The 25,813-nt window shown below is 65.4% G+C and carries 26 protein-coding genes; 16 read left to right on the plus strand and 10 right to left on the minus strand.

The annotated features are described in order from the left end of the window. Positions 1–861: 861 nt before the first annotated feature. Entirely contained in the window at positions 862–1,683 is an 822-nt protein-coding gene (nadE, locus tag AO716_RS09070; protein WP_055240579.1) for an ammonia-dependent NAD(+) synthetase, read from the minus strand. 113 nt (positions 1,684–1,796) lie between these two features. Here nadE and pyrE point away from each other — a divergent pair, with 113 nt between their 5' ends. Next, the gene (gene pyrE / locus AO716_RS09075; RefSeq protein WP_055240580.1) at positions 1,797–2,366 is read left to right on the plus strand and encodes an orotate phosphoribosyltransferase; all 570 of its coding nucleotides are present in this window, start codon (positions 1,797–1,799) and stop codon (positions 2,364–2,366) included. Between the two features lie 26 nt (positions 2,367–2,392). Continuing rightward, on the plus strand, positions 2,393–3,400 hold the full coding sequence (locus tag AO716_RS09080) for an alpha/beta hydrolase (protein ID WP_055240581.1): 1,008 nt from the start codon (positions 2,393–2,395) through the stop codon (positions 3,398–3,400). A gap of 14 nt (positions 3,401–3,414) precedes the next feature. Here AO716_RS09080 and AO716_RS09085 read toward each other — a convergent pair whose 3' ends face one another. Continuing rightward, on the minus strand, positions 3,415–4,167 hold the full coding sequence (locus AO716_RS09085) for an HAD-IIA family hydrolase (RefSeq protein WP_082413451.1): 753 nt from the start codon (positions 4,165–4,167) through the stop codon (positions 3,415–3,417). A 151-nt stretch (positions 4,168–4,318) separates the two neighbouring features. Between AO716_RS09085 and AO716_RS09090 the strand changes: the two genes are divergently transcribed. The 8 genes from AO716_RS09090 (at position 4,319) to AO716_RS09125 (ending at position 12,510) form a co-directional block, all read left to right on the plus strand. Beyond that, complete coding sequence (locus AO716_RS09090; protein ID WP_055240583.1) at positions 4,319–4,978, plus strand: TrmH family RNA methyltransferase; 660 nt, start codon at positions 4,319–4,321, stop codon at positions 4,976–4,978. 30 nt (positions 4,979–5,008) lie between these two features. Then, complete coding sequence (locus tag AO716_RS09095; protein ID WP_055240584.1) at positions 5,009–5,986, plus strand: sensor histidine kinase; 978 nt, start codon at positions 5,009–5,011, stop codon at positions 5,984–5,986. Beyond that, positions 5,983–6,666, plus strand: a complete 684-nt coding sequence (locus AO716_RS09100; protein WP_055240585.1) for a response regulator — start codon at positions 5,983–5,985, stop codon at positions 6,664–6,666. Before AO716_RS09095 ends, AO716_RS09100 begins: the two co-directional genes overlap by 4 nt. A 159-nt stretch (positions 6,667–6,825) precedes the next feature. Further along, positions 6,826–7,881 carry an ABC transporter substrate-binding protein gene (locus AO716_RS09105; protein ID WP_055240586.1) on the plus strand — a complete coding sequence of 352 codons (1,056 nt, stop codon included), beginning with the start codon at positions 6,826–6,828 and terminating at the stop codon, positions 7,879–7,881. A 71-nt stretch (positions 7,882–7,952) separates the two neighbouring features. Next, positions 7,953–9,695: an ABC transporter permease gene (locus tag AO716_RS09110; protein WP_235472043.1), complete on the plus strand. Its 1,743-nt coding sequence runs from the start codon at positions 7,953–7,955 to the stop codon at positions 9,693–9,695. A 51-nt stretch (positions 9,696–9,746) separates the two neighbouring features. Then, a complete protein-coding gene (locus tag AO716_RS09115; protein WP_055240587.1) occupies positions 9,747–10,904 on the plus strand; it encodes an ABC transporter ATP-binding protein in 1,158 nt (385 codons plus the stop codon). 167 nt (positions 10,905–11,071) lie between these two features. Beyond that, a complete protein-coding gene (gene fbaA, locus AO716_RS09120; protein ID WP_055240588.1) occupies positions 11,072–12,091 on the plus strand; it encodes a class II fructose-bisphosphate aldolase in 1,020 nt (339 codons plus the stop codon). Further along, positions 12,091–12,510, plus strand: coding sequence for a DUF3151 domain-containing protein (locus AO716_RS09125; protein ID WP_055240589.1), 420 nt, complete (start codon positions 12,091–12,093; stop codon positions 12,508–12,510). The genes fbaA and AO716_RS09125 overlap by 1 nt, the downstream gene beginning before the upstream one ends. A gap of 68 nt (positions 12,511–12,578) precedes the next feature. Here AO716_RS09125 and AO716_RS09130 read toward each other — a convergent pair whose 3' ends face one another. Both AO716_RS09130 and AO716_RS09135 read right to left on the minus strand, forming a co-directional pair. After that, positions 12,579–13,064, minus strand: coding sequence for a DUF427 domain-containing protein (locus AO716_RS09130; RefSeq protein WP_055240590.1), 486 nt, complete (start codon positions 13,062–13,064; stop codon positions 12,579–12,581). After that, positions 12,956–13,678, minus strand: a complete 723-nt coding sequence (locus AO716_RS09135; RefSeq protein WP_321164366.1) for a hypothetical protein — start codon at positions 13,676–13,678, stop codon at positions 12,956–12,958. The genes AO716_RS09130 and AO716_RS09135 overlap by 109 nt, the downstream gene beginning before the upstream one ends. Before the next feature lie 196 nt (positions 13,679–13,874). Between AO716_RS09135 and AO716_RS09140 the strand changes: the two genes are divergently transcribed. Then, positions 13,875–15,164, plus strand: coding sequence for an adenylosuccinate synthase (locus AO716_RS09140; protein ID WP_055240591.1), 1,290 nt, complete (start codon positions 13,875–13,877; stop codon positions 15,162–15,164). Between the two features lie 61 nt (positions 15,165–15,225). Here the strand turns inward: AO716_RS09140 and AO716_RS09145 are convergent, their stop codons facing one another. The 3 genes from AO716_RS09145 to AO716_RS09160 form a co-directional block, all read right to left on the minus strand. Further along, complete coding sequence (locus tag AO716_RS09145) at positions 15,226–15,588, minus strand: VOC family protein (protein ID WP_055240592.1); 363 nt, start codon at positions 15,586–15,588, stop codon at positions 15,226–15,228. A gap of 440 nt (positions 15,589–16,028) precedes the next feature. Beyond that, positions 16,029–17,021 (minus strand): DUF2804 domain-containing protein, encoded by a 993-nt coding sequence (locus tag AO716_RS09155; protein WP_055240594.1) that lies wholly within the window; start codon positions 17,019–17,021, stop codon positions 16,029–16,031. Positions 17,022–17,032: 11 nt separating this feature from the next. Further along, positions 17,033–17,641 carry a hypothetical protein gene (locus tag AO716_RS09160; protein ID WP_055240595.1) on the minus strand — a complete coding sequence of 203 codons (609 nt, stop codon included), beginning with the start codon at positions 17,639–17,641 and terminating at the stop codon, positions 17,033–17,035. Between the two features lie 189 nt (positions 17,642–17,830). Here AO716_RS09160 and AO716_RS09165 point away from each other — a divergent pair, with 189 nt between their 5' ends. The 3 genes from AO716_RS09165 to AO716_RS09175 all read left to right on the plus strand — a co-directional run bounded on the left by AO716_RS09165 (position 17,831) and on the right by AO716_RS09175 (position 20,350). Further along, complete coding sequence (locus AO716_RS09165; RefSeq protein WP_055242081.1) at positions 17,831–18,280, plus strand: Hsp20/alpha crystallin family protein; 450 nt, start codon at positions 17,831–17,833, stop codon at positions 18,278–18,280. A gap of 102 nt (positions 18,281–18,382) precedes the next feature. Then, positions 18,383–19,501 (plus strand): NAD(P)-dependent alcohol dehydrogenase, encoded by a 1,119-nt coding sequence (locus AO716_RS09170; RefSeq protein ID WP_055240596.1) that lies wholly within the window; start codon positions 18,383–18,385, stop codon positions 19,499–19,501. A gap of 42 nt (positions 19,502–19,543) precedes the next feature. Next, positions 19,544–20,350 carry a carbon-nitrogen hydrolase family protein gene (locus tag AO716_RS09175; protein WP_055240597.1) on the plus strand — a complete coding sequence of 269 codons (807 nt, stop codon included), beginning with the start codon at positions 19,544–19,546 and terminating at the stop codon, positions 20,348–20,350. 358 nt (positions 20,351–20,708) lie between these two features. Here AO716_RS09175 and AO716_RS09180 read toward each other — a convergent pair whose 3' ends face one another. Further along, a complete protein-coding gene (locus tag AO716_RS09180; protein ID WP_055240598.1) occupies positions 20,709–22,115 on the minus strand; it encodes an amino acid permease in 1,407 nt (468 codons plus the stop codon). Between the two features lie 372 nt (positions 22,116–22,487). On the opposite strand from AO716_RS09180, the gene AO716_RS09185 reads away from it, so the two are divergent. Both AO716_RS09185 and AO716_RS09190 read left to right on the plus strand, forming a co-directional pair. Then, positions 22,488–23,063, plus strand: coding sequence for an RNA polymerase sigma factor (locus AO716_RS09185; RefSeq protein ID WP_055240599.1), 576 nt, complete (start codon positions 22,488–22,490; stop codon positions 23,061–23,063). Beyond that, positions 23,035–23,844, plus strand: coding sequence for a hypothetical protein (locus AO716_RS09190; RefSeq protein WP_055240600.1), 810 nt, complete (start codon positions 23,035–23,037; stop codon positions 23,842–23,844). Before AO716_RS09185 ends, AO716_RS09190 begins: the two co-directional genes overlap by 29 nt. A gap of 91 nt (positions 23,845–23,935) precedes the next feature. On the opposite strand, the gene AO716_RS09195 is transcribed toward AO716_RS09190, so the two are convergent. Both AO716_RS09195 and AO716_RS09200 read right to left on the minus strand, forming a co-directional pair. Further along, the gene (locus tag AO716_RS09195; protein ID WP_055240601.1) at positions 23,936–24,427 is read right to left on the minus strand and encodes a CoA-binding protein; all 492 of its coding nucleotides are present in this window, start codon (positions 24,425–24,427) and stop codon (positions 23,936–23,938) included. Further along, positions 24,420–25,781 carry an O-acetylhomoserine aminocarboxypropyltransferase/cysteine synthase family protein gene (locus AO716_RS09200; RefSeq protein ID WP_055240602.1) on the minus strand — a complete coding sequence of 454 codons (1,362 nt, stop codon included), beginning with the start codon at positions 25,779–25,781 and terminating at the stop codon, positions 24,420–24,422. The genes AO716_RS09195 and AO716_RS09200 overlap by 8 nt, the downstream gene beginning before the upstream one ends. Positions 25,782–25,813: the final 32 nt, after the last annotated feature.

The following is a 25,813-nucleotide window of genomic DNA, read 5'->3' on the forward strand; positions in this document are numbered from 1 at the left end:
CCGCTCTCCAGGCTCGTTGATTGTTCGCCCGATCCTTGGCCGTCCGCCCGGCCGTTCGGTTGAACCTGGGCTGTCTGCCTGCGCACGGTTCGCTTCTGTGCGGGCTGTGCCACTTGGGACATTTCAGCCGAAATGGGACATCCCTTCCGTGGCGGGACAATCCTGCCGTGGCGCCGCGCAGGGAAGTCCCGAAGGGGCAGGGTTGTCCCGGAGTGGCAGGGAAACCGACCCGTTGGCGGTCCCTAACTGGAGGAATGTCCCGGAATGGCAGGGAAACTGACCCGATGGCGGCCCAAATTGGAGGGTTTACCAGTCAGGAGGGACTCAATCCGTTGTCACCGCCTCATCCGCCCGCCGTTCCCACGTTCTGTTGCAGATGGTGACTCCCGGGGTCACACCGGTAACAGGAGCACCTGAACGTGGGAAGGGTGGTCCGCCACGGTCCGGCCCCGCGTATTGGCACCCTGAACGAGGGAAATCCGAAAGACCGACTCCCACGCCCCCTCAACCACTGGCGGGCAGGGGCCAGCTTGGGCAGCTCCACGCCCAGCTCACCCCTCACAGACGGGCCGGGTTAGCCGACGCTCCAAACCAACCGCCGACGGGGGAGGGAACACAGTCACGGGACGGGCCGGTTAGCCGCCGCTCCAAACCAACCGCCGACGGGGGAGGGAACACGCTCACGGACGGGCCGGGTTAGCCGCCACAAACCAACCGCCGACGGGGGAGGGAACACGCTCACGGACGGGCCGGGTTAGGCGGCTTCAATACTCCAAGCGAGCTCTGCGAGCGAAGGAGTTTCGTTGCCGCCGTTCCGGCCCGCCCGGGAGGCCTGCCTGGGCCCAACTCAACCGAAAGAACCTATTTCCACCAGGAATCAAGAATCGACACCGGCGTCGTCCGCTTGTGCCGGGTCATCAGGAACCGCTTCTCGATCTTCTCGGCTGCCTCTTCCGAAACCTCGCGGCCTTCAAGGTAGTCATCGATCTCGTCGTACGTGATGCCGAGTTCGGTCTCGTCGGTCTGGCCGGGCACGCCGTCGAGCAGGTCCGCGGTCGGGGCCTTGCCCACGAGCTTCTCGGGTGCACCGAGGGCAGTAAGCAGGGACCGGACCTGGCGCTTGTTGAGGCCGAACAGGGGCAGGATGTCCGCGCCGCCGTCGCCGTATTTCGTGAAGAACCCGGTCACGGATTCCGCGCCGTGGTCCGTGCCGATGACCAGCAGGTTGTGTTCGCCGCCGACTGCGTAGTGGGCGGTCATCCGGACCCGGGCCTTGATGTTGCCCTTGTTGAAGTCGCTGAGCGGTCCGGCGTCCATGGCCGCGTACGCCTTTTCGAAACCGTCCACGGCGTCGCCAATGTTGTAGGTCCAGCAGGTCTTGGGCTGGATGAAGGACAGCGCCGCCTGGGCGTCGTCTTCGTCGTGCTGGACGCGGTAGGGCAGGCGAAGGGCCACGAAGTTGGCGTCCGTGCCCTCGGCGTTCAGCTCTTCGACGGCAAGCTGCGCCAGGCGGCCTGCCAGCGTGGAGTCCACGCCGCCGCTGATGCCCAGCACAAACCCCTTGGTGTGGGATGCGTGCAGGTAGTCCTTGAGGAAGTCCACCCGGCGCCGGATCTCCGCTTCCGGATCAATGGCGGGGTGCACACCCATTTCGGCAATGATTTCGGCTTGAAGTTCGCGCATGGCGTTCAGCCTATACAACGCGCTGTTGCGGAGGGCAGGTGCCGCGCGTTCTGTGACGCAGTTCAGCCGGCCGGAACAGGGGCCGGATGCGGTGCTCGGATAGGATTGAGGTCATGACTTCCCCGCAGATCACCGCGTCCCGTGCCCGTCTCCTGGAACTGATCAAGGAGCTTGCCGTGGTCCGCGGAAAGGTCACTCTTTCCTCCGGCAAGGAAGCCGATTACTACATTGACCTGCGCCGCATCACGCTGCACCACGAGGCGTCACAGCTGGTGGGCGAAGTCATGCTGGACATGATCGATTCCGCGGGCATCCAGTTCGCAAGCGCGGGCGGGCTGACCATGGGTGCGGATCCCGTAGCGACCGCAGTCATGAACGCCTCGGCCCGCAGCGGGGGAACCGTTGATGCGTTCGTGGTCCGCAAAGCGCAGAAGTCCTACGGCATGGGACGCCAGGTGGAAGGCCCCGACGTCGCCGGCCGCGACGTCGTAGTCCTGGAGGACACCTCCACCACCGGAGGTTCGGCACTCACTGCCGTCGAGGGTGTGCGCAACGCCGGGGGCAACGTCGTCGCCGTCGCCGTGATCGTTGACCGTGACACCGGCGCGAAGGAGCGCATCGAAGCCGAGGCGGGCGTCCCGTACCTGTTCGCTTTTGGCAAGGATGAGCTCGGGCTCGACTAAAGCCCCTCACCGGTTGCACCGAGCCCATGAGCGATGACCCAGCAAAGGTCCTCCGCTATGCGGAGAGCCTGGGCCGCTTTTCCCGGCGACGGTTCCTCGTGGGAGCCGCCGCCGGACTGACGCTGGCTGCTGACCTCTTTGTCACCCGCCTGATCCAGGAGCAGCGCGAACAGCTGGAAATCCTCCCGGTGCGGGACGACGCCGCCGCCTCGCGCTTCCCGCGGGCCATGTGGTTCCTGTTCCCCGGCTACAAGACCAGCTGGGAAGAAGCCGTCTGGATCGTCAATTCCCTGCGTCCTGCGCTGGCAAGCCGGGGACAGATGGCAGCCGTCGGCTATTCAAACAAGGGCCTGGACATAGACACCATCGAGGCCGAGGTGTTCAGGTACATCCGTACCCGTCGGATCAACCGTGTGTACTTTTACGGACACAGCTTCGGCGGCATGGTGGCCGTGGAACTGGCGGCACGGCTGCTGGCCCGCGGAGTGCAGGTTGAGCTGATCATTCTGGACTCCAGCCCGGCGGGCCGGTTCAACGTCCTGGACCAGAACATGATCCGCGGCGTGGTGCTGCTTTACGAGGCCGGTTACCGGATTCCCAGTGCGCTGCGCGGCGGCTACGAACTGGGGGAGCGGATCCTGCACAAGGACGAACGCAGCTGGAGCACGGTGGTGGACCAGACGCTGGAGCAGCTCTCCCCGCTGGCGCCGTCGAGCACCCTGATCCAGTCGGAGTCCTCCTACATCTACCATTACGACGCCGCTGCCTACGCCGGTGCCATCGGTGACGCCGAGCTGGCGTTCATTGGCAACCCCGACGACGAGACCGTGAACTACTACACCGCCCGCTCCCGCTGGACCGAGGTGTTCCCGGACAACATGGTCTCCAACTCCCTCATCACCGAGGGCGCCCGGCCGGCCCATGCGAGCCCGCAGTGGAACCCGGTGATCTACCAGCGGGTGGTGGAGCAGGTGCTGGACACCTATGCACCGCTGCCGGCTGTTGGCGGCGGTGGCAGAAAGATCCCGTTCTAGTCCCGGATAACCGGCTAGATAGTTCCGATCAGGTCTGCAACGGAGCCGATCACCTGGGTGGGCCGGAAGGAGTACCTGGCAATATCTTCGCGCTGGGTAATGCCGGTCAGCACCAGGACGGTGGTCAGGCCCGCCTCAATGCCGGCAATGATGTCCGTGTCCATCCGGTCCCCGATCATGCCGGTGGTCTCCGAATGCGCATCGATCTTGTTCATGGCTGAGCGGAACATCATGGGATTCGGCTTGCCCACAATGTACGGTTCCCGGTCCGTGGCTGCCGTGATCAGTGCGGCGATGGCGCCGGTGGCCGGAATGGGGCCCTCCGCCGACGGGCCCGTCACGTCCGGGTTCGTGGCGATGAAACGGGCGCCGTCCAGGATCAGCCGGATCGCTTTGGTGATGGTGCCGAATGAATAGGTGCGGGTTTCACCCAGGACCACATAGTCGGGGTTCGTGTCCGTGAGGATCAGCCCAGCCTCATGCAGCGCCGTCGTCAGCCCTGCTTCGCCGATCACGAAAGCACGCCCCGGGGAGGGGGAACCCTTGAGCTGGTCCTTCAGGAATTCGGCTGTGGCCAGCGCGGAAGTCCAGAGGTTCTCTTCCGGGACGTCCAGCCCGGAGGCATGCAGCCGGGCAGCGAGGTCCCGCGGCGTGTAGATCGAGTTGTTCGTGAGCACCAGAAAACGCTTGGAGGTATCTACCCAGCGGTTGATCAGTTCGGCGGCTCCCGGGATCGCCTGGTTTTCATGGACCAGCACACCGTCCATGTCTGTCAGCCAGCACTCGATGTTCTCGTTTTCGCCCACGGTTTCCCTCTCCACGGCAACGGGTCCGAAACCGCCCCGGGGAAGCTGGCACAGGCCAGCGGCTCCCGGTGCGGATGCGGGATGGTTCAGTCTTTCACCTTACGCTGGAAGGGTGATAGAGAGCCCTGAAACAAATCCCGCTGCCGAGCCGTCTGCGGTCCCCGAGGTCGGCGTCGGACCCTGGGAAGGGCCCTGGCCCGAGGGCGAGCAGTGGGACCCCGAACTCCTGGCCGCCGGCGACCGGCGCAATGTGGTGGATGAATACCGCTACTGGAAGCACGAAGCGATTGTTGCGGACCTGGATTCCAAGCGGCACGAATTCCATGTCGCTATCGAAAACTGGCAGCACGACCTCAACATCGGCTCCGTGGTGCGCACCGCCAATGCGTTCCTCGCCAAGGAAGTGCACATCATCGGGCGACGCCGCTGGAACCGCCGCGGTGCCATGGTCACCGACCGCTACCAGCACGTCCGCCACCACCCCACGGTGGAAGAATTCACCGCCTGGGCAAGGTCGGAAGGCCTGGTCATCATCGGAATCGACAACTTCCCGGACTCGGTTCCGCTTGAAACCTACGACCTTCCGCGCAACTGCGTGCTGGTCTTCGGACAGGAAGGCCCGGGCCTCACCCCGGAAGTCCACCAAGCTGCCGAAGCGACCCTGTCGATCGCGCAGTTTGGTTCCACCCGTTCAATGAACGCCTCGGCCGCTGCCGCGATCGCCATGCACGGCTGGGTCCGCCGGCACGTGTTCGGACAGAAGGTGAGCTGAGACGAAGCCGCTGGTCCCGGCTGGAGCAGCATGAACTGGCTCTGGTATCTCCTGGCACTGGCCCCTTTGGCTGGTTTCCTGCCGCTGCGGCACTCAAGCCTGCCTCGGGTGGCCCGGGCGTGGCTTGCCGGACTGATCCTGGCCGCCTCCGCAGTGGTGCTCGCAATCGGGCGGTTCGTGGATTCCCCGCTGACGGTTGAAGGGCTCCTGGTCGCCCTTCTGGCAGGAATGCTCGCTGTCCTGCTCCTGGTGCTGCGGCGCTGGGCGTCGGACCGGGCGGAGGCCCACCGGCTGCGCGGAATCGCGCAGCGAAATGCGGACCAGATCTCCGTGGTGAGCCATGAAATCCGGACTCCGCTGTCCCTGATGAAAGGCGCCGCGGACCTGCTCGCCGAAGGCTCGCCCGGGCCGCTGACTGACAGCCAGACCCGGTTCGTGCAGACCATCAGCTCCAACTGCCACAGTGTCATCACTCTTTCCGAAGACCTGCTGACGCAGGCCAGGATCGACGCCGGCATGTTTGAGCTGCACCCGCAGCGGGTCAACCTGAGGGCACTGACCATGTCCGTCATCTCTGAACTGCGGCACCTGCACCCCCTGCCGATCGCCCTGGACTGCCCCGGGGCGCCGCCGCGGCTGTGGGCGGATCCGATGCTGATGCGGCAGGCCCTGACGAACCTGATCAACAATGCAGTGGCCCATGCCCGGAACGCGGAACTGATCACCGTGCGGGTGGTCAACGCCGACGCCCAGATCCTGGTGTCTGTTTCCGATGACGGCGAGGGGATCCGGGACGACGAGCGCCGCCGGCTCTTCGAGCGCTTCCAGAGCGGCAAGCCGCTCCGCGACGGCACAGGCCTGGGGCTGGTCATCACGCGGGCCATCATTCAGATGCACGGCGGCGACGTGTTCGTAGACAGCACTCCCAACAGAGGAACAACCATGCTCTTCACCCTTCCCAAAGACAGCTCACACAGCGTCGAAGCCGAACAGGGACTGCTCCGATGAGCACCAAGCCGCTGGCCCTGGTAGTCGATGATGAACCGCAGATGATCGACATCGTCAGCTTCGCCCTGGAAACCCAGGGCTTCACCACACTCTCTGCCCGGGACGCAGAGAAGGCCTGGCAGATCTTTAAATCAAGGGAGCTGGACCTGCTGGTGCTGGACGTAATGCTGCCGCAGTCCTCCGGCCTGAGCCTGTGCCGCAGGATCCGGCAGACCAGCACGGTCCCCATCCTGCTGCTCACCGCTCGCGGCGAAGCCAAGGACCGCGTCGCCGGTCTGGAAGCCGGTGCAGATGACTACGTGACGAAGCCGTTCCACCCCCGCGAGCTGGCGCTGCGTGCCGAAGCGATCGTGCGGCGGACCAGGGGCGCCGCCGGCCTCCGGGCCGAAGTGGTGTGCGGGCCGCTGAAGATTGCGGAAGGATCCGCCGTCCTCGCCGGGCACATCCTGACGCTGACCCCCACGGAGCTGCGGCTGCTGACTCGGCTGGCGGCGGAAGAAGGCAAACCGGTGAGTTTCCGGGACCTGCTGCTCGCCGGATGGCAGGTGGATGAAGGCCCGGGCGGCCGGCAGATGCTCAAGACGGCCCTGTACCGGCTGCGCAGGCAGCTCTCCGAACACGGCTACCCCCACGCCGTCGAGGCCGTCCGGGGGACCGGATACCGGCTGGGCATCAAATGAGGAAACAGCGGCCGCAACGGTCACAGGACTGTGACCATCTGTGACCGCAAACGCCGCAGCGGCATGGTTCCCCCTCCCTAGATTTGAATGGGCCGGTTCGAGGACGACACCGGATACATGGCAAGGGGCAGTGTGGCCCCTTCAACGAAAGGGACGCTGATGAAGCGCAAAGCCGCGCTCGCATTCGCCATTGGAGCCACAGCAATGCTGGGCCTGAGTGGTTGTGTGGTGGACGATTCGACCGCCGCCCAGGACGGTGAACTTGGCGGAAGCCTCACCGTAGCCTGCGGTGCCATGGAGGACTGGTGCCAGGCCATGACCTCTGCGTTCCAGGAAAAGACCGGCGTACAGACGAGCTTCGTCCGGCTCTCCTCGGGTGAAACAGTCGCCCGCCTCGAATCCGCCAAGGAATCCCCTGAATTCGATGTCTGGCACGGCGGCCCGGCCGACGGCTACGGCACGGCCAGCGCAGCCGGTCTCCTGGAGTCCTACTCCTCCCCCAACGCAGCGGACATCCCGGACAAGTACAAGGACGCAGACGGATACTGGACCGGCGTCTACGTCGGCACCCTGGGCTTCTGCTCCAACCAGGCCGTGCTGGACAAGCTCGGCGTCGACGTCCCCGAGTCCTGGGAAGACCTGCTGGATCCGAAGCTCAAGGGCCAGGTCTCCGCAGCGCACCCCTCCACTTCCGGTACCGCCTTCACCACGCTCTGGACCCAGGTTGTCCTAAACGACGGAGACCAGGACGCCGCACTGGGCTACGCGCGCAGCCTGCACAACAACATCCTGCAGTACTCCAAGAGCGGCACTGCTCCGGGCCAGACCGCAGGACGCGGCGAAGTCGCCGTCGGCCTCGTGTTCTCGCACGACTGCGTGAAGTACAAGGAAGCCGGCATGGATGACCTTGTGGTCTCCTTCCCCAAGGAGGGAACCGGCTACGAAATCGGCGGCGTAGGCGCCGTCAAGGGCACCAGGAACCTCACTGCAGCCCAGGCCTACATCGACTTTGCACTCACCGCGGAGGCGCAGGAACTGGGCGCCGGTGTCGGTTCCTACCAGGTGCCCACCAACCCGGAAGCCGCCATCGACGAGCGCATGGTCAAGCTGGACGACGTCCAGCTGGTCGACTACGACTTCAGCGAAGCAGCCAGCGCGAAGAAGGGCCTGACCCAGCGTTTCGACGCTGAAATCGCCGCCCAGCCGCGCGAGTAGCGTCCCTTCTCCACCATCCAGTACTACGTGCACGGCCCGCTGCGGCGGGCCGTGCACACCAGGAGCCTTTGTTGAGCCTCGAAACCCTGCAGCCGGTAGCGGCCCCCGCGCCGCCGCCCGCGAAGAAGACCGGGAAGAAGGCGGCCGGTCGCCGCCTGGACCCGCTGACCAAGATCGTCATTGGGATTGTCATGGCAATCCTGGTGCTTCTGATCGCCTACCCGCTGGTCCGGATCCTCACGCAGTCCTTCAGCGAGAGCGGCCGGGAAACCCTGGCTGAAATGTTCACCTCGTCCACCAACCGCACCATCATCACGAACACCGTGGTGCTGGGCCTGCTGGTTGGTGCGTTTGGAACACTGATTGGCTTCGCCTTCGCCTACGCGCAGGCACGGCTGGAGTTCAAGGGCAAGAAGCTGCTGCACCTGATTGCGCTGCTGCCCATTGTCTCGCCGCCCTTCGCAGTGGCCACGGCAGTCATCACGCTCTTCGGCCGCGGCGGGCTCATCACCAACAAGCTCCTGGGCCTGGAATACAACATCTACGGGCTGACGGGCCTCACTCTCGTGCTGTCCCTTTCCTTCTTCCCGGTCGCCTACATGAACCTGCTGGGCATGCTGCGCAGCCTGGACCCGGCCATGGACGAAGCCGCTTCCATCCTGGGCGCAAACAAGTGGAAGATCTTCCGCAGCGTCACCCTGCCCATGCTGATCCCGGGCTTCGCCAGCTGCTTCCTGCTCCTCTTTGTTGAAGCAATCGCCGACCTCGCCAACCCGCTGGTGATCGGCGGCGACTTCACGGTGCTTTCCTCCCGGGCCTACATCGCCATTACCGGCGAGTACGACGTCGCGGCCGGCGCCGCCTACTCCCTGGTGCTGCTGCTTCCGGGCCTGCTCGTCTTCCTGGTGCAGCGCTACTGGGCCGAGCGCCGCAGCGTCGTCTCGGTCTCCGGCAAGCCCGCCGGCAGCGTACGCCTGATTCGCTCCGCCGCAGGCCGCATCCCGCTGCTGACGGTCGTCGGACTGATCGCCGCGCTGATCGTGACCATCTACGCGACGGTAATCATCGGTGCCTTCACCAAGATCCTCGGCGTGAACAACACCTTCACGCTGGCGAACTACCGCTACGTCCTGTCCGGCATCGGATCCGACGCCATGTTCACCACCACCATCCTGGCGCTTATTGCAACGCCGATCGCCGGCGTCCTGGGCATGATCATGGCCTGGCTGATCGTCCGGAAGGTCCGGCGCGGCCGAGGGCTCCTGGACTTCTTCGGCATGCTTGGCCTTGCCGTTCCCGGCACCGTGCTGGGCATCGGCTACGCCGTCGCCTTCAACAAGCCGTTCATCATCGGCAACATCCAGCTGCTTCCGGCCCTCGCCGGCGGCGCCGGCATCTTTGGCGGAGCCCTGGCGATCGTGATGGTCTACGTGATCCGCTCCATGCCGTCGGGCCAGCGTTCCGGCGTTGCGGCACTGCAGCAGATCGATCCGGCGATCGACGAGGCCTCCACCTCCCTGGGCGCCTCCTCGCTGACAACGTTCCGGACCATCACCCTTCCGCTGATCCGGCCCGCGCTGCTCTCCGGGCTTACCTACGCGTTCGCCCGGGCCATGACAACGCTTTCGCCGATCATCTTCATCACCACGCCGAAGACCAAGATCATGACCTCGCAGATCCTCTCCGAAGTGGACGCCGGACGGTTCGGCAATGCGTTTGCCTACTGCACCATCCTGATCGTGATTGTGCTGGCGGTCATCGGCCTGATGAACCTCCTGATCCGCGACCCCAAGGTCAAGACCCGCTCGCGCTAGCCGCACCGGCCTGACCCCATCAACTTTCTGACTTACCACCAAGAGGAAACCATGGCACAAACAGCAGCCCAGGCCCCCGCCCAGAGCCTTGCCTCAGAGACCGGCGAGCTCCACCTGGACCATTTGTACAAGCACTTCGGCGCACCGGACGCTCCGGCCGCCGTCGACGGCATCAACCTCGCCATCCGCCCGGGCGAGTTCATCACCCTGCTGGGTCCCTCCGGCTGCGGCAAGACCACCACGCTGCGCATGATCGCCGGCTTTGAGCAGCCCAGTGACGGAAAGCTGACCCTGGACGGGGAAGACATCCTGGGGCTGACGCCGGACAAGCGGCCCATGTCCATGGTCTTCCAGTCCTACGCACTGTTCCCCCACATGAGCGTCTTCGACAACGTGGCCTACGGCCTGCGCCTGAAGAAGACGCCGGCGAAGACCCTGGAACAGGAGGTCAACTTTGCGCTGGCTTCCATGAGCCTGACCCAGTACGCGGACCGGGCTCCCAACCAGCTCTCCGGCGGCCAGCAGCAGCGTGTGGCACTGGCACGCGCCATGGTCATGAAGCCGAAGGTCCTGCTCTTCGACGAGCCGCTCTCCAACCTGGACGCGAAGCTGCGCGTGCAGATGCGTACGGAAATCCGCAGCCTCCAGCACAAACTGGGCATCACCAGCGTCTACGTCACGCATGACCAGGACGAGGCAATGACCCTCTCCGACCGGATCGTCGTGATGCGGCAGGGCCGGATCGAACAGGTCGCACCGCCCACTGAGGTCTACCGCCGTCCGGCATCCGTGTTTGTTGCCGACTTCATTGGCCGGGCCAACTTCCTTGAAGTGCAGAACCACCGGGTCACCGGGGACGGAGAAGCCCGCCAGGCCACCGTCTCGGTCCTGGGCGGGATGCACCAGGTGCCCGCGCACGACGGCGTCAGCGACGCCCAGCCGGCTACGCTGCTGGTCCGTCCGGAATCCGTCTCCGTGACACGGATCGACGCGGTAAACCACGCCGAAGTCCAGATTGCCGGCAACGTTGGCCGGATCCTGAACTCCGTGTTCTACGGTTCCTGGATTGAGTACGAGGTAGAGACGCAGGACGGAAACATCACTTCAGTTGTGAGCGACCCGGCCCCCGAAGACATCATGGACTCCGGTACCTGCGTTGAGGTCCGGATCCGGCAGGAACGCTGCTGGCTGATGCCGGCCCAGGACTAGCCCCGGCCTTCGCCCAGGCCCGGCGCAGCACCGCTGTGCCGGGCCTGAGCCCTTTTGGCCGCGTAATGCCGTGTGCGCCTGATGATCACAGGGCACTTGTGGCTAGGATGGGGGGAGCCAAAGAGGGCCCGGCCCTGCCGCATTTTTAACGTCGCTAAGGAGTCAGCATGCCTATTGCAACCCCCGAGATCTATGCAGAGATGATCGACCGGGCCAAAGCAGGGGGATTCGCATACCCGGCCGTCAACGTCACCTCCTCCCAGACCCTCAACGCGGCCCTCGCCGGTTTTGCTGAGGCCGGCTCGGACGGCATTGTCCAGGTCTCCACCGGCGGTGCCGCGTACTGGTCCGGTGCCTCCGTCAAGAACATGGTTACCGGTTCCCTGGCCTTCGCCGCGTACGCCCGCGAAGTGGCCAAGAGCTATGACGTGAACATTGCCCTGCACACCGACCACTGCCCCAAGGACAAGCTGGACGACTTTGTCCTGCCCCTCCTGGCCGCCTCCGAAGAGCGCGTCAAGCGCGGCGAGGATCCCATCTTCAACTCCCACATGTGGGACGGCTCCGCCGAGACCCTCGAGGAAAACCTGAAGATCGCCCAGGACCTGCTGGCCCGCACGGCAGCTGCCAAGATCATCCTCGAAGTCGAAATCGGCACCGTGGGCGGCGAGGAAGACGGCGTCGAGAACGAGATCAACGAGAAGCTCTACACCACCGTTGCCGACGGCATGGCAACCATTGAGGCGCTGGGCGACGGCAGCAAGGGCCGCTACCTCACCGCGCTGACCTTCGGCAACGTGCACGGCGTGTACAAGCCCGGCGGCGTGAAGCTGCGCCCGGAAATCCTTGACGAGATCCAGGCCGCCGTTGGCGGTTCAATCGGCAAGGAGCGCCCGTTCGACCTGGTCTTCCACGGCGGTTCCGGCTCCTCTGCCCAGGAAATCGCCGACGCCGTGTCCTACGGCGTGGTGAAGATGAACATCGACACCGACACCCAGTACGCCTACACCCGTCCGGTGGCAGACCACATGTTCCGCTACTACGACGGCGTGCTCAAGGTGGACGGCGAAGTCGGCAACAAGAAGCAGTACGACCCCCGCGTCTGGGGCGCCTCGGCTGAAAAGGGCATGGCCGCCCGCGTGGTCGAGGCCGCCCAGTCCCTCGGATCGGCAGGAAAGCACCTCTAATGTCAGACGAATTCCGCAAGAACCTGCTCGGCCCCGAGCCCACGTACCTGCCCGAGGAGACCGACGTCGTCGCGCGCCTCGCCGCAGGTGACGAGGCAGTGGACCTGGCAGCCAAGTTCCCCACCTCCTCGCAGGTCTGGGCCATCCTCGCCGACGAGGCGTTCAACGACGGCCGCCCGGTGGAGTCCTACGCCTACGCCCGGGTGGGTTACCACCGCGGCCTGGACGCGCTGCGGCGGGCCGGCTGGCGCGGCACCGGCCCCATCCCGTGGGAGCACGAACCCAACCGCGGCTTCCTCCGTGCGCTGTACGCCCTGGGTCGTGCCGCAGCGGCGATCGGCGAGAGTGAGGAAGTGGACCGGATCGAGAAGTTCCTGGACGCTTCCGACCCGTCGGCCAAGGCTGCCATCGAGGGCTAGTACCACCCAAGCCTGAGCAAGGGCGCCTCCCGTGCGGGAGGCGCCCTTGCTGTGCCCGGGCTCCGGCCTTACCAGCCCCAGGTGCCCGGCGCGCCTTTAAAAGGGCCGGTTACCCGGCTGGTGATCCAGCCGCCGTAGAAGTCCCCTTCCTGCGGCTGCACTTCTTCGCCGTCCACCAGCACCGTGTCCATCAGCCCCGGATACAGGGCAGCCGTGTGGACGAGTTCCTCGTAGCCGGGAAACGGATGCGGATAGGTCCATGCCGCGCGGGCCGCGCGCTGCGGCCCGGACACGACGTCGAAATAGGCGGCAGCGCCCTTGAATTCGCAGTGCGTGGTTCCGGGAACAGGCTGCAGGACTCCGGGGGCGAAGACATCCAAGGGCAGGTAGTAGACGGGCGGATGGCTCGTTTCCAGGACACGCAGTGCGTGGATTGTGTCCGCGATCAGCGTTCCGGCGAGCCAGACCTGGACATGTTCCCCGCTTGGCTCGACGCGGGGCGGGCGGGGGTAAGACCAGACGGACTCGGCATGCGGGTGAAAGCGGTTTTCCATGAGCGGATTCCTTCTCCCTGGACCCGGGCGGTGATTGTGGTGGTGACAGCCAGAATCTGGGGGCGGGCCGGGACGGATGAAAAACCGAAGCGGACCGGCGGACTTACCGGAGCCAGGGGGCCAAGATCCTCGCCGCGCCATGAGCACTGTGCTGACACCAGCCGGCGGATGGAGCGTACTCCGTAGAACTCCAGCCGGTCCCCGGTGGTTCCTGCCGTACGGACACCGCGGACAATCAGGCGGGCCAGCGGATTGACCGCCTGCAGCCACAGCGGGTGGACGGCCAGCGGTGCCGGCACGGATTCCAGCAGCCTGCCCAGCAGGGTCACCTGGCCCAGCCTGGCGCTTAGCCGCAGCGCACCGCCGTCGACCGTCAGCCTGTCCCCGGACAGGAAAGCGCTGACGGGAACCACGTCGATTGCGTCGAATGTATACGTGGAGGAGACATAGCGGGCTACGGCCTCACTCGGGGCCAGCAGCAGCCGGGCACCAAACCGGTTTTCAACCATTACATCGGTGAAAGGACCGAACGGTGAGTCCGGCCAGTGCCCTACAACCAGGCGGGTTCCCGAGGCAGTGCCCAGCCCGGCAATATAGCCGCGGAAGCGCTCCATGCCTAAACCGTACGCCTCCCGCCTGTGCATCCAAACGGGTCAGGCCGCGGATCGGCTAAACTTGACAGGTAAGAGCCCCGCAGCCCTGAGCCTGTACACCTGTGTCCTGTGTCTCACGGTGCAGGGGCGTTCTCATGCACGGTAGCGGTTCAGCGCCTGGCGCGGCTCCCTAACGTAACTAATGGGGGAGGATCCCATGCCCGCAATTGTCATCGTCGGCGCCCAGTGGGGCGACGAAGGTAAAGGTAAGGCCACCGACCTGCTTGGCGGCCGCGTCGACTACGTCGTCAAGCCCAACGGGGGAAACAACGCAGGCCACACCGTCGTCGTCGGCGGTGAAAAGTACGAACTGAAGCTGCTCCCCGCCGGCATCCTGAGCCCCAACGCCATCCCGGTGATCGGCAACGGCTGCGTGGTGAACCTCGAGGCCCTCTTCACCGAAATCGACGGGCTGGAAGCGCGCGGCGCGGACACCTCCAAGCTGCGGATCTCCGCCAATGCGCACCTTGTTGCCCCGTTCCACCAGGTGATGGACAAAGTCACCGAACGTTTCCTGGGCAAGCGTGCCATCGGCACCACCGGCCGCGGAATCGGCCCGGCCTACATGGACAAGGTGGCGCGGCTCGGCATCCGCGTGCAGGACATCTTCGACGAGTCGATCCTGCGCCAGAAGGTTGAGGGTTCGCTGCGGCAGAAGAACCAGCTGCTGCTGAAGGTCTACAACCGCCGCGACGTGGACACCGAAGAGATGGTGGAGTACTTCCTCTCCTACGCCGACCGCCTGCGCCCGATGGTCATCGATTCCACCTTCGAGCTCAACCGTGCACTGGACGAGGGCAAGGTGATCCTGATGGAAGGCGGCCAGGCTACGTTCCTGGACGTGGACCACGGCACCTACCCGTTTGTGACCTCCTCCAACCCGACGGCCGGCGGCGCTTCGGTGGGCTCAGGCATTGGCCCCACCCGCATCAACCGCGCCGTGGGCATCATCAAGGCCTACACCACCCGCGTTGGTGCCGGACCGTTCCCCACCGAACTCTTCGATGACATGGGCCTGTACCTGCAGAAGACCGGCGGCGAGTTCGGCGTAAACACCGGCCGCCCGCGCCGCTGCGGCTGGTACGACGCCGTGCTGGCGCGCCACGCTTCCCGCGTCAACGGTTTCACGGACTACTTCGTCACCAAGCTGGATGTGCTGACCGGCATCGAGAAGATCCCGGTGTGCGTGGCCTACGACGTCGACGGCGTGCGTTTCGATGAAATGCCCATGACGCAGACCGACTTCCACCACGCCAAGCCGATCTTCGAGTACTTTGACGGCTGGACCGAGGACATCACCGGCGCCAAGACCCTCGAGGACCTGCCGGAGAACGCCCGGAACTACGTGCTGGCGCTGGAGAAGATGTCCGGCACCCGGTTCTCCGCGATCGGCGTCGGCCCGGACCGCGACCAGACGATCGTGATCCGCGACCTGATCAGCGAATAATCCGCCTATACATAAGCCCCGCAGCCGTTTTTGGCTGCGGGGCTTATTGCTGTGTGCTCTGCTAATCCCGTGCGGACAGGACGCAGAACTCGTTGCCTTCGGGATCGGCCAGCACAACCCAGGAGACATCCGGGCCCTGCCCGACATCGGCCCGGACAGCGCCGAGGGCAAGCAGCCGGTCCACTTCCTCCTGCTGGGTGCATCCGTCGGGAACCAGGTCGATGTGCAGCCGGAGCTTCGCAGTCTTGGCATCCGGGACGGGGATGATGTCGATCGGAGGTCCAGCCACGCCCTCGGCCGGAGCCAGGGAGATGCCGCCGTCGAACAGTTCGGCCACCCGGTAACCCAGTGCTTCGGTCCAGAAGTTGGCCTGGCTTTCCGCATTGACGGCATCCAGGGCAAGGGAGGCAAACCTGTTGGCCACTTGGGGCTCCTTCGGGTCGGGGCTAGTGGCTCCGAACCTAGCAGCGTGCTCAGTGTTGGAAAACCCCTAGCGGGGACCGGATTGGTAGCGGCGCCGGATGAAGAGCGACGCCGCTATGCAGGCGACCGAAAGGACGGAGAGCGCGACGTAGAGGAAAGCAACCCCGGGCGGTGGCTGCAAGGACGGTGTCCCGGCCCAAAACACGAAGCACAATCCGCACCCGATCAATCCGGCGAACATCAGTAAAATCCCCAGGAAGGCCACTGGCTTCATGGTTCCAGTGTGCGCTCCGGGATGCCGTGTCGGGGGCTTGGGTTGCACAGTTTCACACTCGTCGTTACTGATGGGACTGGTGAGGTCCCGTTGGTTCACATCTGTCACGATGAGTGGGAATCTGCGCCGCGGACAGCAAGCCAACGCCGGGGGCAGCCAAACCCCAACTACCAGCGGTTCCGGGCTTCTTCGATCCAGCCGTGCACGCCTTCCAGATCGTAGCGCGTACCGTCCGGAGCCGCGGCCCAGCCGGACCACGCACCAAAAGCCTGCCAGGTCTTCGATGCGACGAGGACGGCGTTGGTGGCAGCCAGCCGCCGGTGGAAGGGGGTGAGGGTCGCCTCGAGCCAGTCCCCGCGGACATGCCAGGGCGCCTGCGGGTCCGTAAGGTCGTAGCTGAACTCGAGCTCGCCGTCGTAATGGTGGAGTACCCCGTCCACGATCAGCGCGTTCTCCGTTGCCGGTGTTCCGGCCGTCCACATGCCGCCAAGCTGCAGTCCAAGCCGGGTACCTTCAGTTGTCCCGTAGCCGGCCGCCCAGTTCCAGCGCCGGGAATAGGGCCAGCGTCCGCGTCCGCGGTCCAGGACGGCAAACGCGCCATCCCCCACGGGATACTCCCGCCCGTCGACCGTGATGGTGCCGCTGACCCGCCGCGCGACGTCCTTGAGGGTGTACTGGTAACGGGCATCCGACCACGGAACCACGACGCCGAGGACGTCGCCTTCTGCTGGTGCATAAAGCTCGACGCCGACACGCGGCGACTCAGCGCGCAGGTGCGTTCCGCCGTCGTCGTCATGGAAACGAAGATGCAGCCCGCCGGTGGTGCCGACGGCGGTGAGCGGCGGGAGCGTGTCCGGAAGGACGGCACTGGAGCCGGGCGGGAGGGCCAGCGGCGCCAGGCTGATTACCTTGCCGGTTGTGCGTTCGTACACGTACAGCTGCAGGGTGGCGGCATAGTCCAGGTGGGCAATGGTCATGCCAAGCACCAGGTCCGGGGTCAGTACGCCCCAGTATTCCCACCGTTTGGTCCGCCAGCCATGCCGAAGCCCCTGGAGAAGATCCGCGAATGCGTGCAGCGGGGCGCGGGAAAAGCCCGCCGCAGCCGGGTTCAGCTTCCCGTCTCCCAGGGCCAGCTGGACGGGTTCCTTGATTTCTTCCATGGCGCCTCAGTCTAGGCGGCGGGGGCGAAATCATCCTGCACCGGCGGTGCCGGCGGATTTGTGCCGCGGCGGCGGGCGGCAGACTTGCAGACGGCGTTCTTGCGGATAGGAGATTTGCCGGAACGCGGGACGGTCCGCACCGCGCTGCCCGTTGTGGGCCTGGCCGGCAGGACGCTGCTGGGTGCACCCTCAGCGGCGGCTCGGGAGGAGGCGAGGGCGCGCCGGACCTCGGGTGTTCCGGTGGCGCCCTCGGGGAAAACGGCTGCACGGAACTCGGCCTGGGCGGCAGCGGTTGCAGCCAGGAAATCACGGGCTGCGGATGCGCCGGGTTCCGCGGCAAGACGGCGGGCGGCGCGCACGCGCAGGCCGCGCCAGGTCAGCCAGCCCAGTACCGACAGGGCGGCGCCGGTGCCGTAGAGCAGCACGAGCGCCAGCACCAGGGAAGTTGTTCCTCCGGAGAAAATGCCGACGCCCAGCACGGCGGCGACTACCCACAGTCCGCTGATCCAGGCGGCCGCATCGAGTATGGGGGAGGGCGCCGAGCCGGACATCCGGCTGGGAAGCGTGAAGAGTTTCTCAACGCGTTCGGCGCGGTGGGCTGTTCCAGGGTGTTGGGACACTGCTCCCTACCTTCCAGACATGGTTCGAATGAAAGATGGCGGTGCGGAAATCTCCGCTGCAACCTCGGGTTAGCACTCTCGGGTTGCAAGTGCTAATCTACTGCCCAAAGTTGAGCGATACCAACTCAACTTTGATTCAAATGGCAGATCAGCCCGCTGCTTGCAGCGGAGTGAAGGAGTTGATTTGTGATCGCAACACGCTTTGATCCGTTCCGCGAACTCGACCGTTTTGCCCAGGCAGTCCGCAGCGAGTCCCTGCGCGGCATGCCCATGGACCTGTACCGGCAGGATGACCGGTATGTCCTGAGCGTTGACCTTCCCGGCATTGACCCGGGGTCCGTGGACATCGACGTCGACGGCCAGCTGCTGACCATCCGCGCCGAGCGAACGCTGCGGGGCACGGACGGCGTTCAGTGGCTCACCCGTGAACGCGAAGGCGGGTCCTTCCTGCGCCAGCTCAGCCTGGGCCAGGGCATCGATACCGACGGCATCACCGCACACTATGAAAACGGCGTGCTGAACGTGATTATCCCGGTCAGCGAGAAGGCCCGGCCGCGCCGCATCGAGGTGCAGTCCGGTTCCAGCGCTTCGCTTGGTGCCGCAGAAGACCACCAGGAAACTGAGGCAGTCAGCGCATAAGGGCACTATTGCTGAGGGGGCGGCCGGCGGAGTTTCCGCCTGCCGCCCCGATCCGCGTCCGGACCCTGACGCGCGGGCGCCCATCCGCGTAGCGTGGGCGCTATGACTACCCAGGCGCGCGCCGCGATCCTGCGCGGCATCAATGAACCTTTCGAAATCACCGACGTGGTCCTGGACGACCCCCGTCCGGACGAGGTCCTGGTCCGGGTGCAGGCCGCCGGTGTCTGCGGCACGGACCTGGGCGTCCAGGCCGGCCACATCCCCTTCCCGCTGCCCGGAGTCCTGGGACACGAGGGCGCCGGTGTGGTGGAAGAAGTGGGTTCCGCTGTGACCTCAGTGGTTCCGGGTGACCATGTACTGCTCAGCTTCACCAGCTGCGGAGTGTGCCGGAACTGCCGCAGCGGCCACCCTGCCTACTGCACGTACTTCCTGGAACTGAACCTGGTGGGCGGGCAGCGGATGGACGGCAGCGCCACCATCAGCAAGGACGGGAAGGGTGTCCATGGGCACTTCTTCGCGCAGTCCTCCTTCTCCGACCTGGTGCTGGCGGATGAGCGCGGCGTCACCAAGGTGGATCCCGACGCCGATCTTTCGCTCCTCGCCCCGCTTGGCTGCGGCATCCAGACCGGCGCCGGCGCGGTCATGAACGTTCTCCGGCCCGAACCGGGCTCCATTCTCGCCGTGTTCGGGGCAGGTCCTGTCGGGCTTTCCGCGGTCATGGCGGCGGCGCTAAGCGGATCCACCCGCATTGTGGTCATGGACCTGGTGGATTCGAGACTGGAGCTGGCCCGTGAACTGGGAGCCACCGACGTCGTCAATTCCGGCAGTACCGATGCTCTGCAGGCCCTGTTTGAAATGACGGACGGCGCCGGCGTGACCCATGCCCTGGAAACCACCGGCAGCACCCGGGTTGCCGCAACCGCGGCGGACGCATTGGCGCCGCTGGGCAAACTGGGGCTCATCGGTGCCCCCGCCCCCGGCTCCACCGTGGAACTGGACGTGAACTTCATGCTGAACGGCCGCCAGGTCATCGGTATTACCGAAGGTGACTCCACCCCGCAGCTGTTCCTGCCCGCACTGGTGGAACTGGTGCAGCAGGGCCGGTTCCCGCTGGAGAAGCTCATTACCCGCTACGGTTTCCAGAACATCAATGACGCGGCCGCCGCCGCGAAATCAGGAGCGGTCCTGAAACCCGTGCTGCACTTTGGGGACCTGCACTAGGCTGGGAACAATCCTGGTCCCGAAGGCAAGGCGGTTCCCCAAATGTTGGTCAGCGTAGGTCAGTTCAGCCCCAGCGGCGACGTCGAAGCGAACCTTGCAGTGATGCGCTCGCTGGCGGAAAAGGCCAGGGCCGAGGGATCGGAACTGATTGTCTTCCCGGAAGAGTCGATGTTCAGCATCGGCAAGGTCGAAGGCCCGCTGACCGCAGCGGTCGATGCCGGCTGGAGCACCTTTGTGCAGCGGCTGTCCCTGACCGCCGCGGAGCTGGGCATCGCCGTCGTTGCCGGCGGGTACGAATCCTCGGGGGAGGAACGGCCCTACAACACACTCGTGGCGATCGAAGCCGGCGGGCGGATCGCAGCGACTTACCGGAAGCTGCACCTTTACGACGCCTTCAGCTACTCCGAATCCACCCGGATCAAGGCAGGGGACCGCGGAATCCAGGTCGTGGAGCTCGGCGGCCTGCGGGTGGGCCTCATGACCTGCTACGACCTGCGGTTCCCCGAACTCGCCCGTGCCCTGGCTGTGCAGGAAGCGGATCTGCTTGCGGTTCCCGCCGCTTGGTTCAAGGGCGAGCACAAGATCGACCACTGGGAGACCCTGCTCAAGGCCCGCGCCATCGAAAACACCGTCTGGGTGGCAGCCGCGGGAACTTCGAGCGGCCACACGATCGGCCACTCCGCCATCCTGGATCCGATGGGTGTTCCGCAGGTCTTCCTTGGTGATGACCCGGAAGCGGTTGCCACTGCGGACGTGAACAGGAACCGGATCGAAGAGGTCCGGGAGTATCTTCCGGTGCTGGCCAACCGGCGCTTTGCGCCCGGCGAGGTCGTCGTCGAGACCAGCTAGTTTCGGGATGCGGCCGGAGCCTTACCCGCAGACTGGGACGGCTGGCCGCAGGCGCCCGCCGGGGCCGCTAAGCAGCCGGGCGCGGGAGCCTGTTCAGGGTCGCCCCCGGCCGTTTCGCTCCGTTTTGGGACAAACCGTACGCCTTGGGACTTTCCTGCCGCGGAGCCGCGCAGGAAAGTCCCCAACTGGCAGGGATGTCTCAAACCGCAGGGAAAACACTCCGCAGCCTGTCCCATTGCGGCAGGGATGTCTCAAAACGGAGGAAAACCGGGTTGGGCGGAATGCATCGATCCGGAACGCAGCTAGGTTTGCGCCACGAGGCCAGGCTCCGGCAGCTCGATCGGCTCCCGCCCCGGTGTCAGGCTTCGCGCGCAGGCTCCGGCAGCTCGATCGGCTTCCGGCCCTCGTCCTTGACCAGGAACTGGTAGGCCGCAAGCATCAGCAGCAGCCAGACCGCTCCCACAGCCAACGCCGTGCGTCCGGGACCGGTAAACGCCAGGATGACGGTGACCAGCGCCATGAAACCCAGCGTGATGTAGTTCAGTACCGGCCAGCCCGGGAAGGCAAAACCGGCCGACGGCGTAGCCTCCCGCCGCATCTGCAGCCGCATCCGGTGGTGGCTGAGCAGGATCGACGACCAGGTGAAGAGGGTCGCGAAGGTGGCGATGGAGGCGACAACCAGGAACAGCTGCTCAGGAATCCACAGGAACAGACCCAGGCCCGCGATGAGGCAGGCCATGATGATTGCCACCGGCCACACCGGGATCCCAAAACGCGAGACCCAGGTGAATGCCTGCGGCGCATGTCCCTGTTCGGCCAGCCCGTACATGGTCCGTGAGGCCGCGTAGAAGATCGAGTTCATGGCGGAGAGTGCCGCCGTGAGCACCACGGCGTTAATCAGGTGCTCAGCGAACGGAATGCCCAGTCCTGCGAAAACCTGAACAAACGGGCTGCCCTCGGAACCTATCCGGTCCCACGGCAGAAGGCAGAGCATGACGCCCAGTGAGAGAACGTAGAAAAGCAGGATCCTGACCGGAACAGTGTTCACGGCCTTGGGGATTGCGCGCTGCGGGTCGCCTGCTTCTCCTGCAGTTACACCCAGCGTTTCAACGCCGCCGAAGGAAAAGACGACGATGCCGAGGCTCATCACAATGCCCCAGACACCGAAGGGCGCGAAGCCGCCGTGGTCCACCAGGTTGTTGACCCCCGGCTGGTATCCGCCGGTGCTGACGCCGAAGACGATCAGGTAGAGACCGCCGGCAATCATCGCCACAATGGTGGATACCTTAATGAGGGTGAACCAGAACTCCAGTTCGCCGAAGACGCCCACGCGCAGAAGATTGAGACCCCCGATCAGCAGCATTGCCGCGATCATCCAGATCCACCCGGGTGTGTCCGGAAACCACAGCCCCATGTACATGCTGACCGCTGTCATGTCCGCAATGGCAACGATGATCATCTCGAAGGCGAAGGTCCAGCCGGTGAGGAACCCCATCCGCGGTCCCAGGTAACGTCCGGCGTACTGGGCAAAAGAGCCTGCAACCGGGTGCCGGACGGCCATTTCGCCCAAGGCCCGCATGACCAGGAACACGGCGCACCCGGCAATAATGTAGGCGATCAGCACTGCAGGTCCGGCAGCCTGGATGGTTTCCGAGGAGCCGTAGAACAGTCCGGTTCCAATGGCGGAACCCAGTGCGATGAACCGGATGTGCCGCAGGGTGAGGCCGCGCTTCAAATCAGTGTGGTGGGGTGTAGTGCTCGGCATTGTCTTCCTGGACCGGGCCGGATGGCCGCGGTGTTGCTGGTTCGGTACGGGCTGGCAGGAGTATTCGCCTCGGGCCGTCCGCGCTGTGCCCGCCGCTTGAAGGACGGACCCAATCAAGTCTTCCACATCAGGCGCCGTGCTCCTGCTGCCGCCGCTGCGTGATGGGCGGAGGATGCGTTCACCGCGGGGGGCGCTGCGGAAAAAACTTTGGCAGGTGCGTAACCTTTTGCGTACCCGGCACGATTACCACTTTGAATGGCCGCGTCGGTGCTCATCCCCCCAACGAGTACCGGCGCGGCCATCTCCTGCAGGATCAGCTTGGGCGGGGTACGATTTGGTTCGCCCCAACGACCCAGACCGAAGGACCCCGCCTTGGCTGATCCGCTTACAGAGACAATCGTCTCTGAAGCGCGTGCCAACACCCCCGCGGCATTGCGGGCTGTCTACGAGTCTCTGGCCCCCTCAGTTCTTGGCTACCTGAAGTCCAAGGGTTGTGAAGACCCCGAGGCTCTGACACAGGATGTATTTCTGGCGGTTTTCTCCAGGATTTCCACGGTCTCCGGCGGTCCCGCAGGTCTGCGTACCTTCGTTTTTTCCGTGGCGCACGCGCGGATGGTGGACGACTACCGCCGCCGTGAGCGCCAGCCGGCAACTGCCCCGTACGATCCGCAGCTGGATCAGCGGACCACGGAATCTGCAGAGGACGCTGTTGTGCACTCTCCGCTGGCGGCGGCAGAACTGCTGGACGGGCTCAGTGAGCCCCAGCGCGAAGTCCTGCTGCTGCGGGTAGTTGCCGACCTCTCGCTCGAAGAGACCGCAGCAACCATGGGGAAGACGGTCAACTCCGTCAAACAGCTTCAAAGGCGGGCGCTCCTGGCGCTCAAGGAACGGATGGCAGGGACGGAGGCAGCGGATAAACATGAACAGCACGTCCAGCAACCCCAGTGACCGGGAAGCGGTCCGGCGCCTCTTGGCGGAGTCAGGTGTCCCTGAGACTCCGGAGCTCGGTGAAGCCCTTATGGGCCTCCGCGCGGAAGGACACACAGCTGTTCCGGCCGCCAGCCCGCAGCTCGAGGCCTTCTTTACTGCAGGCGTGACGCCGCTGCGCAGGCCGTCCCGCCGCCGCGGATACCTGCTTGGCGGAGCCATCATCGCTGCCATGGCAGCCGGCACAACCGGCGTTGCGGCCACCAGCGGCGGCCTGTGGGTCACGGCCGAAGATTCACCCGAGGTCCCCGCGCCGTTCGACTATGAGCAGGTCCCCGCGCCGTCGCCAAGTCCCGAGGCTCAGAATCCAGCTGCACCGGACCCGGCCGCTGTGCCGTCCGCCGTCCCGGTCGAACCGGATGCGCCACCGGCTGATGAAACGCCGGACCCGGCAGGAGACCAGCCTGTCCAGGGGGAGATGCAGACCGGCCTGGAGCAGGATCCCGATACTCCCGGGAAATGGCAGCACCAGGGGCCAGGCCAGAGTGGGAACCCAGGCCAGAGCTGGAACAACGGCCGGGATTCGGATAACAATCCGGGCCGGAAAGACGACCAGCACAGCGAGAAGACTTACGGGTGGCAGAAAACCCAGGACTGGCCGGGCCAGGCTGCCGAAAACAAGGACCGTGGCCAAGGCGGAAACCGGGACCGCAAGGACGACCGTGGCGGGCAGGATGCCGGCAAGGACGGCAACCGCGGCGGTTCGGGGCAGCCTGGCGGCCGCGGCCACGGCTCTGACTAACCCGTTCCAGTACACCCCCAGACACAACGAGAGGCCAGTTCCTGCTGGAGCGTGAATCAGCAGGAACTGGCCTCTCGGCGGGAGGTGCGGGCTAAGCGGTGAGCTGCCGCTTGGAGGAAATCACTCCGGTGTTGAACCCTGCCAGGTTCAGTCCGCCGTGGAACCGGGCGTGCTCAATCTTGACGCAGCGGTCCATCACCACGTTCATGCCGGCCGCCTCAGCGTCACGGGCCACGTCCTCATGCCAGGAGCCCAGCTGCAGCCAGAGCGTCTTGGCGCCCACGGCCTTCGCTTCCTCCAGAACAGTCGGCAGGTCATCGTGCCGCCGGAACACGTCCACGATGTCCGGGGTTTCCGGCAGGTCCGCCAGCGAGGCGTACACCGGCTGGCCCAGGATCTCCTTCGCCACAGGGTTCACGAAGTACACCTTGTACGGCGAGGAGGAGAGCAGGTAGGTCGCCACGAAGTAGGAGGCCCGCGAAGGCTTGTCCGAGGCACCCACAATCGCGATCGATTTTGCCGACCGCAGCAGGGCCAGCCGTTCGGGGGCGCTGGGCCCCGCCCAGGTGCGGTTCTCAGACATTGGCTGACTCCTCGGTTTCAAGCGGAATGCTGCAGGCCGCAGCGGGTTCGGCGGCGGCGGGTGCCGCACCTGCTGCAGCAGCGGTCAGTGCCTGATCCAGGTCCCAGAGAATATCCTCCAGGTCCTCCAGGCCCACGGAAATACGGACCAGGTCCTCCGGCACGCCGCCGGCAGCCAGCTGTTCGGGGGAGAGCTGCTGGTGGGTGGTCGACGCCGGGTGGATCACCAGGGTGCGGGAGTCGCCCACGTTGGCCAGATGTGAGGCAAGCTGCAGCGATTCGATGAATGTCTGTCCGGCAGAACGGCCGCCCTTGACGCCGAAGCTGAAGACGGAACCCGGGCCCTTGGGCAGGTACTTTTTGGCTCGTTCGTGGTGGGGGTGGGACTCGAGGCCGGCGTAGGACACCCAGGCCACGCGCTCATCCGCTTCCAGCCATTCGGCCACGGCCTGGGCATTGCGCAGGTGCTCGTCCACCCGCTGGGCGAGGGTTTCAACACCCTGCAGCAGCTGGAACGCGGACTGGGCAGAGAGTGTGGGCCCAATGTCGCGCAGCTGCTCGGAGCGCAGCTTGGTCAGGAAACCGTACTCGCCGAAGTTCCCCCACCAGGAGATGTTCCCGTAGGAGGGCACCGGTTCGGTCATGGCCGGGAATTTGCCGTTGCCCCAGTTGAACGTGCCGGATTCAACGACGACGCCGCCCAGCGTGGTGCCGTGCCCGCCGATGAACTTGGTGGCGGAGTGGATCACAATATCCGCGCCGTGCTTGAACGGCTGCACCAGGTAAGGCGTGCTCAGGGTGGCGTCGAGAATCAGCGGCACACCGGCGTCGTGCGCTACCTTCGCCAGGCCCTCGATGTCCGTGACTTCACCGCTCGGGTTCGCTACGACCTCCGCGTAAACGGCCTTGGTGTTTTCCTGGATTGCGGCGGCGTAGTCCGCCGGATCCGTGCCCGGCACAAAAGTGGTCTCGATGCCGAAGCGGCGCAGCGTGACATCCAGCTGCGTGACCGTCCCGCCGTAGAGCTGGGAAGCGGCCACAATGTGGTCCCCGGCTGAGCAGATTGCCGCGAAGGTGACGAACTCCGCGGACATGCCCGACGCCGTCGCTACCGCACCGATGCCGCCCTCCAGTGAGGCGATGCGCTCCTCGAACGCGGCGACTGTGGGGTTGCCGATCCGGGAGTAGATGTTGCCGTACTTCTGCAGCGAAAACAGGTTCGCGGCGTCGGCGGTGTCCTTGAAAACGAACGACGTCGACTGGTAGATGGGAACGGCACGGGCACCGTGGATGGCGTCGGGCGTTCCGCCGGCGTGCAGGGCGCGGGTACGGAATCCGAACTGGCGGTCACTCATGGACTGAGTGCTCCTTCCTTGGGGGAACCGCG

This window comes from Arthrobacter sp. Edens01, from assembly GCF_001307035.1.
Taxonomy (GTDB): domain Bacteria; phylum Actinomycetota; class Actinomycetes; order Actinomycetales; family Micrococcaceae; genus Arthrobacter_B.